Origin of the sequence: Pseudovibrio sp. POLY-S9 (assembly GCF_001431305.1) — a bacterium.
GTDB lineage: Bacteria > Pseudomonadota > Alphaproteobacteria > Rhizobiales > Stappiaceae > Pseudovibrio.
The window spans coordinates 158,435-170,082 of the sequence record NZ_LCWX01000200.1 but is presented as its reverse complement, the minus strand read 5'-3'; the positions used below and the strand labels follow the sequence as shown (position 1 = coordinate 170,082).

11 protein-coding genes are annotated in these 11,648 nt (G+C 49.5%); 2 read left to right on the top strand and 9 right to left on the bottom strand.

Annotated features, from left to right (window positions below; genetic code table 11):
* From PPL9_RS32500 to PPL9_RS20430, 9 genes are all read right to left on the bottom strand, one after another.
* On the bottom strand, positions 1-449 hold a 449-nt coding region (locus PPL9_RS32500), incomplete at its 3' end, for a hypothetical protein (RefSeq protein WP_161831396.1).
* A gap of 138 nt (positions 450-587) precedes the next feature.
* Positions 588-1,388 (bottom strand): amino acid ABC transporter ATP-binding protein, encoded by an 801-nt coding sequence (locus tag PPL9_RS20465; RefSeq protein WP_057464412.1) that lies wholly within the window; start codon positions 1,386-1,388, stop codon positions 588-590.
* A gap of 50 nt (positions 1,389-1,438) precedes the next feature.
* Positions 1,439-2,557, bottom strand: coding sequence for an amino acid ABC transporter permease (locus PPL9_RS20460; RefSeq protein WP_057464411.1), 1,119 nt, complete (start codon positions 2,555-2,557; stop codon positions 1,439-1,441).
* A gap of 1 nt (position 2,558) precedes the next feature.
* Positions 2,559-3,761: an ABC transporter permease subunit gene (locus PPL9_RS20455; RefSeq protein WP_057464410.1), complete on the bottom strand. Its 1,203-nt coding sequence runs from the start codon at positions 3,759-3,761 to the stop codon at positions 2,559-2,561.
* Between the two features lie 84 nt (positions 3,762-3,845).
* Positions 3,846-4,868, bottom strand: a complete 1,023-nt coding sequence (locus tag PPL9_RS20450; protein ID WP_057464409.1) for an amino acid ABC transporter substrate-binding protein — start codon at positions 4,866-4,868, stop codon at positions 3,846-3,848.
* Positions 4,869-5,447: 579 nt separating this feature from the next.
* Positions 5,448-5,765 carry a lipid-A-disaccharide synthase N-terminal domain-containing protein gene (locus tag PPL9_RS20445; protein ID WP_057464408.1) on the bottom strand — a complete coding sequence of 106 codons (318 nt, stop codon included), beginning with the start codon at positions 5,763-5,765 and terminating at the stop codon, positions 5,448-5,450.
* The gene (locus PPL9_RS20440; protein WP_057464407.1) at positions 5,765-6,541 is read right to left on the bottom strand and encodes a glycosyltransferase family 2 protein; all 777 of its coding nucleotides are present in this window, start codon (positions 6,539-6,541) and stop codon (positions 5,765-5,767) included. Before PPL9_RS20440 ends, PPL9_RS20445 begins: the two co-directional genes overlap by 1 nt.
* A 53-nt stretch (positions 6,542-6,594) precedes the next feature.
* Positions 6,595-7,659, bottom strand: a complete 1,065-nt coding sequence (locus tag PPL9_RS20435) for a phosphatase PAP2 family protein (protein WP_057464406.1) — start codon at positions 7,657-7,659, stop codon at positions 6,595-6,597.
* On the bottom strand, positions 7,659-9,437 hold the full coding sequence (locus tag PPL9_RS20430) for a glycosyltransferase family 39 protein (protein ID WP_208989512.1): 1,779 nt from the start codon (positions 9,435-9,437) through the stop codon (positions 7,659-7,661). The genes PPL9_RS20435 and PPL9_RS20430 overlap by 1 nt, the downstream gene beginning before the upstream one ends.
* 541 nt (positions 9,438-9,978) lie before the next feature.
* Between PPL9_RS20430 and PPL9_RS20425 the strand changes: the two genes are divergently transcribed.
* The gene (locus tag PPL9_RS20425) at positions 9,979-10,533 is read left to right on the top strand and encodes a CAP domain-containing protein (protein WP_208989511.1); all 555 of its coding nucleotides are present in this window, start codon (positions 9,979-9,981) and stop codon (positions 10,531-10,533) included.
* Between the two features lie 216 nt (positions 10,534-10,749).
* A partial coding sequence (locus PPL9_RS31480; RefSeq protein WP_161831394.1) for a M3 family metallopeptidase occupies positions 10,750-11,648 on the top strand: 899 nt, incomplete at its 3' end.

Genomic DNA, 11,648 nt, shown 5'->3' with positions numbered 1-11,648 from the left:
TTGAAGTTGTTGAACAAACCTTTGCCGAATGCAGTGTAATAAGTAATGTTCTTTGCCAGACCCGGGGCAAGGGTTTTCGCAACAGCAACCATACCCGAAGGGCTGTTCTCCAAATCAACTGTTCCATCATTTTCTTTATAAAGTGCAGTTGGATCTGGCGAAGCTGTAAGATCAAGTTCCAGATTTCCTGAAACTTTGTAAGTCTGCGTCGTCACCACCTCAGCAATCTGCAAACGATGATAGATCAAGTGTCTCAGCCGCCATAAATTGATGCGCCCTGGATCGGTTGTGACATCATAACCTTTGGTGAGATCGGCTGCGTTGAGCGTGTCGACATCAGTCGCTTTGGGCATGAAGCCCAGTTGAGCAAGAGCTGCGTTCACACAGTAAGCACCACAGGATTTAGGGGAATGTTGGACGATACCTTCGTAGAGGTCAAATTCTGCCATTTTTTGCTTTTCCTTGTTGAGAGCCATTGCTCTGCAAGGAAAGACGTTGCGGCAGGCAAACTGTGAAAACGGCTGACAGCAGACAAGAAAAAAGCCCCGCTGAAACAGCGAGGCTTTGAATTGGGAACTCTTTCCAGATCAGTGATTGAGGATCTGGGAGAGGAACAGCTGAGTACGTTCATGCTGCGGATTGGTGAAGAACGGCTCAGGCTCATTCTGCTCAACAATCTGGCCCTGATCCATAAAGATCACGCGGTTTGCCACTTTGCGAGCAAAGCCCATTTCGTGGGTCACGCAGAGCATGGTCATACCCTCTTCCGCCAGACCGATCATCACGTCCAGTACTTCCTTGATCATCTCAGGGTCAAGCGCGGATGTCGGCTCATCAAACAGCATAACCTTCGGGTTCATGCACAGCGAACGGGCAATTGCCACACGCTGCTGCTGACCACCGGAAAGCTGACCTGGGTACTTGTTGGCCTGCTCAGGGATCTTCACGCGCTCAAGGTAATGCATCGCAACTTCTTCAGCCTGCTTCTTAGGCATCTTGCGAACCCAGATTGGGGCCAGCGTACAGTTCTCCAAAATGGTCAGATGCGGAAACAGGTTGAAGTGCTGGAAACACATACCGACTTCACGGCGGATCTCATCAATCTTCTTGAGGTCAGAGGTCAGCTCAATACCGTCAACGACGATCTGGCCTTTCTGATGCTCTTCAAGGCGGTTGATACAGCGGATCATCGTGGACTTACCAGAACCCGATGGACCACAGATAACGATACGCTCGCCGCGCATAACCTTCAGGTTAATGTCGCGCAGAACATGAAAGTCACCATACCATTTGTTCATGCCTGCAATTTCGATCGCCACATCAGTATCCGAAATCTGCATTTTTGAGCGGTCCGCCTGGATATCTTTAGCGAGGTTTACGTCACTCATTTTTATAACTCCGAGTTTCTTTGGGCACGTATCAAACACGCGCCAGGCGACTAGCGATGGCCGGTATGCAGTTTGCGTTCCAAATACATCGAATATCGGGACATTGCAAAGCAGAAGATAAAGAACATGAACGCGATAAACGCATAAAGTTCCACAAAAATACCATTCCAACGTTGGTCAGCGAGCGTTGGCGCAACCAATCCGAGAGGATCCATAAGGCCAATAATCAAAACCAGTGTGGTGTCTTTGAACAAGCCAATGAAGGTGTTCACGATACCTGGGATGGAAATTTTGAGCGCTTGCGGCAGAATAATCAGACGCATGCTCTGCCAATAACTCAGCCCCAATGCATCCGCAGCTTCATACTGCCCTTTTGGCAATGCAGCCAAACCACCGCGAATGACCTCTGCCATATAAGCACTGGCAAAGAAGGTCACCATGATGACAACACGCAGCACGATGTCAAAGTTCACGCCCTTTGGCAGGAAGTAGTTGAGCAGAACATGCGCAACAAACAACAAGGTGATCAACGGTACACCGCGAATGAACTCGATGAAGATAACCGCTAGAGACTTCACAATAGGCAGGTTAGAACTGCGAGACAGCGCAAGAATAATACCGATAGGAAGCGAGAACGAGATACCGGAGACACCGATAATCATGGTCAGCAGCAAACCGCCCAGCTTAGTGGAGGAAACCGGCTCAAGGCCAAAACCACCCCAAATCAGCCAGAACGCCACAAATGGGTATGCCATAGAAGCCATCAACGCTGTACTGCGCTTTGGCATACCATCCCAAAGGGCTGGTACAAGAGCTAAGAACAGCAGTACGAAAGCCAGAATCGGACGCCAGTACAGCTCGCTCGGGTAAAAACCAAACAGGAACTGATGATAACGCTCACGAATAACGGCCCAACAAGCACCATTGTCTGTCAGTGCCCGGCATTCATCCAGAGAGTTGGCATTCCAGACAGAGTCCACAAACGCCCAATTGACCACACCCGGCACGGTTGAATACACCGCAAAGATTGAGAGCAGCGTCAAAATAGTGTTGAGCGGTGATGAAAACAGGTTTTCACGGATCCAGCCGACAGCACCAGTTGTACCCTGGGGAGGTGGCAACTGAGGCTTTTCAGAGGTCGAGACAAAGGCGAAATTATTTTCACTCATGTTAGCGCCCCTTCAGCTTTACGGATTCATTATAAAAATTCATGACTGCTGAAATAGACAGCGAGATCAACAAATATGTTGCCATCAGAAGCAACATGCACTCCATCTCACGGCCAGTCTGGTTCAGTGTAATACCGCCCAGTGTGCCAGTCAGATCCATGTAACCAACTGCAATCGCCAAGGATGAGTTCTTGGTGATGTTCAGGTAGTTGGAGATCATTGGTGGAATGATAATGCGCAAGGATTGCGGCAGAACAACAAGGCTCATGGTCCGCCTTGGACGAAGGCCAAGAGCATACGCAGCTTCAGTCTGTCCCTTGTTGATTGCCATGATGCCCGCGCGGACAATTTCCGCAACAAAAGCTGCAGAGTAGATGGAAAGCGCAAACCAAAGAGCGATAAGCGGAGTCCCGACTTTGAGACCGCCCTTCAGGTTAAAGCGACCTGCAACAGGATAATCAAGACCAATCGGCATACCAGAAGCAAAGTAAGCCAAAACGGCTGGTACAATCAAAATACCAAGACTGATGTAGCCCACGGGCTGAATCTGACCAGTCGTTTCCTGACGCTGACGTGCCCAACGACGGAATACAAAAATGCCAGCGATGGAAGCGAGCAAAACTGCAACAACAATCTGGTAGCCACCATCGAAGGTCAATCCAGGAACATAGAAACCACGGTTTGTTGCATAAACCGCCCCTTCAATAACTGGTGCTTTAAGAGCCTGCTTAGGGGTTGGAAACACATGAATGAAGACAGCGTACCATGCCAGAATCTGCAGCAGCAGCGGCACGTTACGAACGCCTTCAATGTAAACCGCCATCAAGCGGGAGACGACCCAGTTATTGGAGAGACGCAGAACACCGACAAAAACGCCGATGAGTGTTGCAGTCACGCAAGCCAGGAAGGCAACCAGCAATGTGTTGAGCAAGCCAACAAGTGCCGCTTTCCAGTGTCCTGAAGCGGATGTATATTCTACCAGCATCTGACCAATGTCATAGCCTGCTGGCTCAAATAAGAAACCGAAATTGAAATCTTTGCCAAGTGCTTCAAGGTTCTCGACAGCATTGCCGATGAGCATCATCACAACAGACAGAGCAACGATAAGCGCGATAATCTGGATCGTATAAGATCTGTATCGAGCATCTCGCCACAGTTGCGAAAACTGGAAGCTATTATCGGCTGGTACGGTTGAAGTGCTCATAAGTAGCCCGCCTTATTTATTATGCTTAGAAAAAAGGGCGCTGTCATCTTGCAACAGCGCCCTTTTTGTCAGATCTCAATCAGATCAACGGAATGGAGGTGCATACTGCAGACCACCTTCGGTCCATGTCGCATTCAAACCACGAGCCAGATTAACTTTGGTCTGTGTGCCGAGGTGACGTTCGAACATTTCGCCGTAGTTACCAACGGATTTGATAGCTACGAGAGCGAAGTCGTTACCCAGACCAAGGGATGCACCCATTTCACCGGAAGCACCAAGCAGACGCTTAACTTCTGGATCTTTGGAAGTTGCGGCCATGTCATCCGCGTTTGCAGCGGTGATGCCTTTTTCTTCCGCAATCTTCATTGCATTCAGAACCCAGCGGCCAATGTCTGCCCACTGATCGTCGCCATGACGGACGAGCGGACCGAGAGGCTCTTTGGAGATGATTTCAGGAAGAACAATATGGTCGTCCGCATTCTCAAAAGTCGCACGGGAAGCAGCCAGACCGGAAGCATCGGTGGTGTACACGTCACAAGCGTCTGCAAGGTAGTTCTGACGACCTTCAGTGTTTGTCTCAATGGGCAGCGGCTCGTAAGACATGCCTTCAGCTGCGAAGTAGTCAGACAAGTTCAGCTCTGTTGTTGTACCAGTCTGGATACAAACAGTTGCACCGTCCAGCTCTTTAGCAGAAGCAACACCAAGAGACTTCTTCACCATGAAGCCCTGACCATCGTAGTAGCTCACACCAAGGAAGGTGAACTTCAGGTCTGCATCACGGGAGAACGTCCATGTGGTGTTACGGGACAGGATATCCACTTCACCGGAAGCCAGCGCAGTAAAGCGGGTCTTACCAGTGGTTGGTGAGAAATCAACAGCATCCGGATCACCAAGAACAGCAGCAGCTACTGCACGGCAATAGTCAACGTCAAAGCCCTGCCATTTGCCGTTTTCGTCGGTGTAAGAAAAGCCTGCAAGACCAGTGGAAACCGCGCAGCGCAGCTTACCGCGCTCTTTCACGTCTTCGAGAGTGCCGGCAGATGCTGCAGACAGAGCAGTCGCTGCGAACGCTGCACCCAGCGCAACTGGAAGGATCATTTTTTTCATAGAATTGGAGCCTCTTTTTATTGTCCAATTTTAAAATTCATCACCGGAAGTAGCAGGCCGTTCTCCTCCTCTAAGAAAAACACCCAGGACAGACATGTCAGCGCATGTCCTTAAAGCCCCCCTATTGGCTTCAACCACTCCTCGCTAAGCATTCGATGATATTTCTCTAAAAACGTCAAGAGGTTTTTATTAACAAGTTAGTCTACGAGGTGCTATTCAACAGCGATTGCAAAGTTTCTATGCAATTTATATCTCAGCTGCACGCGCTTTAACCATTAATCAAAATTGCAAAATATAGTTCTGTATACACCAGCAAACAAATTAATCCAAACAATACTGAAATAGAGAGGAAATATTACTTAGACTACAAGCGCAATGAAAAAACTAACCTTAAAAACTGATCGCATAATCTGAGCAATTTTCTTCAAAAATACGTATTTCACACTAACCTTTACAATCCCACTGCACAAATAATACGCAATTTTACGAAAATACCACAAGGAAGTCTATCTTCCCTATGGGCAAATAGCGTTCAGCTATACTCGTGTATTCAGATTGCATTTATTGCGGATAAATCGCCTAAAAGTTCGGGTCCTTGCGTTTTTCCTTGTAGATAAGCCATAGATTTCGGAAATAAATGATCAATCCAAGGCCCTGTCCCGCAATAAAAACCGGATCCTTCTTGACGATAGCGTAAGTCAAAAGGAGCGATCCACCCCCTATTGAGAAGAACCAGAACGCCACCGGGACAATGGATCTCCCCACTCGCTCAGAGGCAATCCATTGGATCATAAAGCGCATCATGAACATGAATTGCGCGACAAACCCCCAAAGAACCCAGAAATCCCATTGAGCGACGAAAACATCATAAAGCCAATCATACAAACCCGAGAACATCAATGGTCCTCCTTAGCAGGAGACACATCCGAATCTGTCACCATCACCACCTCGGGAATGACTTTTCGACGTCGGCGTAACCACCACACACCAAACAGATCAAGAACCCCAACAAGCGCCCGGTCAAAGATCCCATATTTGGAGACACCGTGCTCACGCTCACGGTCAACCACATCCACATGAACAACCTCGTATCCTTCACGGATCACAAGGGCCGGCAAAAACCGGTGCCAGCTGTCAAAATACGGCAGTTTCAAAAACACATCACGCCGCAACAACTTGAGACCGCATCCGCTGTCTCGCGTATTATCTCTCAGGATCGCCCCGCGCAATTTATTAGCCGCTTTGGAAGCGTAACGTTTGAAGAGGCTGGCTTTTCGCCCCAGTCGCTGCCCGGCAGCAAGACCAACACGCGCACCGCCCTTCTCCATCGCCTCAAGCATTTCACGATAATAGATCGGATTATTCTGTCCATCGCCATCGATCGTGGCAACATATGTGCCCCGCGCATGCAACAACCCCGTGCGTACAGAACAACTCTGCCCACTAGACCGTTTATGATGGATCAACCTCAAAAAGCCGTGCTCCAACGCATAGCGTCGCAACACCTCAAGACTATCGTCAGTAGAGCCATCATCAACCACAATGGCTTCAAATCTGTAGTCCTTCAGAGCTTCCGCAATCTCATCCAGCAAGGGAGGAAGATTATCTCTCTCATTCTTCACAGGGATAACAACGCTGACGTCAATTTCATTTACACCGGCACTCTTGGTCATTCCAGTCACCCCTACCCTGAGACGGAACTCCGCTCAGGCTAAGGACAACGACCTCAATCAGCCCGGAGTGTCTCCGATTGTTTTTGTACGGGAGAAAAACTGTCAGATCGCGCTGCCCGCCAGGATCTCAAACATAAAGCCACAGAGATACTGCTCATAATCGGTTGCACACCGCCTTTATCATCAAATGAAAACCCGATCCGCCGACGAGCCATCCAACGGGCACAGCAATAAGAAAATGCTCCACCTATGATAATGCCAGCGACAACATCACTAGGATAATGAGCTCCCACAATCACTCTACTGGCAGCAATCCAAAGCCCCACAACCGCAAGCAGCCACCGAAGTCTGGGAGCAATCAATGCCAAAGCAACGATCAGAGCACCAGCCGTTGTCGAATGCCCGCTTGGAAGGCTCGAAAGCTTTGCCTCCCACGCGAAGAAGTCGAAATACATTGGCCCCATTTCATCAAAAAGGGTTGGTCGGGCACGCCCGATATTCCATTTCAGAGCAATGGCCAGCAGCCCACTAACAGCGACAACAAAGAACAGATAACTCCCGTATATCGTCAGATACGACACTGCCATCTTTCTACGAAACGGGAGACGCTGCCAGCCGCCAAAAATCATTGCTAGAATCCATAGTCCCGTTGGGAACAGGATCCAGTCAGACTTGCCGACATCTGTAATGACCTCGAAAATATCATGGTAGGCAACGGGCAGTTTCCGAGCCCAAATCGGGCTACTGTGGTCCAGAAAAACCATCGCCAGACCGCACAGCCCAATCAATAAGGCTGCGATATTTTGTGGCTTCAAAAGTGGAGGAAGAGCAGCAGCGGCAACAGTACTCCGCGCTCTTCGGTTTTTCAAAATTGCAGAGGTTTGTCCAACATGTCGTCTCGCATTATTGCCAGCAACACGTAAGGCCTCAATCAGACGCTCACCAATTGATGGAGTGGAACTTTCTTCCCGCGGAGCATCTTCCTTGTAGCTTTGCTTATAAGACGCAGCACCGTCAGCATCTCGTTTGAAGGGTTGCGCTTCGCGTGATTTATCTTTTGTTTGATCCACGTCCTGAACTGGACGCTCTAAGGTATCTATGGAGCCGTCATCAATCATCACGTCGCCCCACCCGCAGAAAAAATATGTATCAGCAAAGCTTTACCGCCATTGATATTCAGGCCAGATACAGTTGATACTTCCGAAGTCTTCATCCCCAACCGAAGAGCTTCCGCATCAAACCGATCCAGCTGCCGTCCTTCCACCAGCACAATTCTGCAGGTCCCTTTAGACACTCCGGTTCTCTGGCTTCCGTCCGCCAGAAAACGCGCTGCAGCTTCTGCGCCAAGTAGCTTTGTTTGCGTGCCCTGCAAAAATACGAAGCTGGGCTCATAAAAACCTGCTGTTGCAACGTCTTTCCGCTCACATCCCGGCAGCTGCTCAACAGCTTCGGCGAGACGGCTGGAAATCCAGATGGTCGACAGGGCTGGGCCAGAAAAAGCCCAGAAGCCGACAAACATCAGCAATGCGGAAGCCCCCACCGTCGGCAATGCCCCGACGAGTTCTCCCGCAATCAGTTTACGAGTGGCTGATAACGCAGCAATGACAGCCAACCCACACAGCACAACACCCGGAGGAGACGGCCAGAGATCAAGCAACAAAGGTCCAACAACAACAGCAATAAAAATGCCCAGCGGGACCAGCAGGAATAAAAACGCAGAGGCGTATCGCCAGTAAATGCCGGCCTGTTTTGCCCTGTCAGTCGTCAACACACCCGCCGCCAGCAACGCCAGTGCTGGCATCATCGGCAATGTGTAGTGAGGCAGTTTCGTTGAAACCAATTCAAATATGATCCACGACGGGATCAGCCAACACAACAAGAATCTATAACAAATTTGATTCAATTCTTGCCTAATACCATTAAAAATCACAAGGAGAAAAGAAGGGATTGGCCAGAAAATTACGAAACTGATTAAGAGGTGTGTGAGTGGTGGAGCACCGTGGGCCTCTCGCCCTGTTCCCACTTTACCCCAAAGATCTGCACCCAGAGCGTCCTGGAAGAAGGCACCATTTGTCTCAATGTAAATAGCAACCAGCCATGGTGTAACCAATGCAAGAAACAGCAGAAAACCGGAGATTGGAGCTAATCCCCCCAACCACGAAACACGCCTTTCCCAAACCGATAAAGACAGGATGGTTAGGCCGCATACCATAAGAATGATCGGCCCCTTGATAAGAGTGCCCAGCGCCAACCCAACCCAAAAGAGCACGGCAGGAGACCAAAGCGCTTTGCTTTGTTGCGCCATCCACACTCGAACCAACGCCCCTTGAGACAACATCACACATGCCAGAAGCGCCGCATCCGTTTTAGCCAAATGTGCTTCAACATTTAAAATGAGAGCTAATGCAACAAGCAGCGCACCTAAAAAGGCCTCCTGCTCCCGAAAAAATGCTCGCCCAGTCCAGTACGTCAGCAACACAGCTGCAATTGCGCCAATCACAGAAGGGAGACGATAGACCCAAATGGGCGCATGCTCTCCATATCCCAACAGTTTGGCAGCACCCACTTGTGCCCAGTAAATTCCGATCGGTTTTTTGTTTCGTGCCAGCTCTTGATAGTGAATGGAAACGTAGTTGCCTGTCTCCATCATCTGTTTGGAAGCCTGAGCAAATCTCGGTTCATCACGATCAAGCGGGGGAACGGACGTCAACCCCGGCAGGTACAAGCACAGACACAAAAGCAAAAGAATGATCGGGGCCAGCCAGTCGCGCGCCACCAGACGAAGCCAAATAGCCTGTTGATCAGACTTCTCAACCTCATCCTCACTCAGAGACATTGCAAGATTCATTTGCGCAGACATAATCGCCTTGAGGCCCTCCACACTCCCAAAAAACATGGTCCGAGAGACTGCCGCCCCCTGAGAACAATACGCAGCCGATCATCTGGAACACATTCCCCAAAACTCCCCACTCAAATGCACGGTAGGCCTAAATCCATAAGCAGCACCCTCCCCTGGAAAGCTGAAGAGCACCTGAGTTGCCCCTTCCAATTGTGTCTTCAGCATTTGACAGTCTGTGAGGTTTCTAAAACTCATGGCTTGTCTCCACTCTTCTTTGAGATCACCTGAAAATCCGAAGGACAGAAGTATGAGGGAAATGTATTTTTGTCAACTTTATTGACAATAATTACCTTTAAACGATATAATTCAATACGTTATAATAAAACAACTAACTCTATATCGCTCTATACTGGTATTCACATGACTGCTCGCTGCTCCGTACGACCAGCAATCGAAGAGCCAAAGCCGCTCCTTTTAAGGACAATCAAAATAAAGAAACAGCTTGGGAATTACGTGGATTACTCGCGAGCAGTACAGTTTCGGCCAAATTTCATGCCTAAGATGAAATGAACTAATCGGGCATTTCGGGATTACACACGTGCGTTTGGAATTAAGGGCAACTGCTGCCTTACTGCTGGCAGGAACACTTGCTGGCTGCGCTGGCTTGGGCATAGAGACATCAAAGAATGTTGAGCTGTCTCAGATCGCAATCAACAAGAATGAAGCATTGCGCCAGACCAATGCGTGGCGTGCAAAGCATTCCTTGCCGCCAATCAAGCTGGACCCGCACCTCAGCGAAGTCTCACAGGATATGGCCGATCACATCGCCCGCCTGGATTCGCTCAAAACCAGACGTCACTCCTCCTCCAGCCTCATCAGTCGCACCCAGACTGAAGGATATAAATCCTTTGCAGGCGCAGAAAATCTGGGCGCAGGCTACGCGAACATTTCGGCTGCAATGACGGGCTGGAAAACCTCTCCCGATCACAACAAAAACCTGCTCAACAAGAACGTCACACATATGGGCATTGCCCGCACCAACCGAGCAGACGGCACCTATCGGAATTTCTGGGTCATGACACTCGCGGCCCCTCAAAAGCCAGTGACAGCAACAGGTTTCACCACAGTCTCACTGCCCTTCCCAATCCAGTAACTTCCCTTGCGTCGAGAATTGATTAGGGGAATTTTCACTCCGCTTCCTTTACGCAGTTGCAAATAGCACCCATATTCACATCTCCACGCGCATTCCCATGATGAGGCATTGCCTCCTTGAGGGAATACGCGTCCATCAATTGATTAAAAGCAGTCTGGCTCTCCCTTAAGCAGATCTGAGCCCAGTCTGAATTTTTAATTTCATCGGAGATTTAATATGAGCGAGACCGCAAAGGTTCTTCTGCAAGATTGGAAAACCCCGTTCGGACTTCCACCTTTTGCACAGATCAAGCCGGAAGACTTCGAGGGTGCATTTGAAGAGGCCTTTAAGACAGGCGAAGACAACATCACTCGCATTGCTCAAAATCCTGAAGAACCAACCTTTAAAAACACCATTGCAGCATTGGAACTGGCCGAAGATGCTCTTGAGCAGGTTGCAAGCGTGTTCTTCAATCTATCCTCGGCAGATACCAACGAGACCTTGCAACAAGTCGAGCGCAATGTTTCACCAAAACTGGCGGCGTACAGCACTAAAAAGTACCTGAACCCTGCCCTCTTCAAACGCATAGAAACACTGATGGCGAAAAAGGACACGCTGGATCTGACATCTGAACAGGACCGTGTGTTGGAACGCTATTACGCCATCTTCCATCGCGCTGGTGCAGGTCTGGACTCCAGCGGCAAAACCCGTATCGCAGAAATCAACGAGCGTCTTGCAACTCTGGGCACCAGCTTTGCGCAGAACGTTCTGGCTGACGAAGCTTCCTACAAACTCGTTCTGGAGAACGAAAGCGATCTGGAAGGCTTGCCGGAATTCCTTGTAAAAGCCGCAAGTGCAGCAGCTGAGGAACGTGGTGAACCGGGCAAATACGCCATTACCCTCTCCCGCTCCTCCATTGAGCCGTTCCTGCAGTTCTCCAAACGTCGCGACCTGCGCGAAGAAGCCTTCAATGCCTGGGCAAGCCGTGGTGACAATCCGGGAAAAACCAACAACTCAGTAATCGTCCGCGAGACTGTGCAGCTCCGCAATGAGAAAGCCAAACTCCTCGGCTTCGAAAACTTTGCAGCATTCAAGCTGGATGATGTCATGGCAAAAAACACGAATGCAGTGGATGA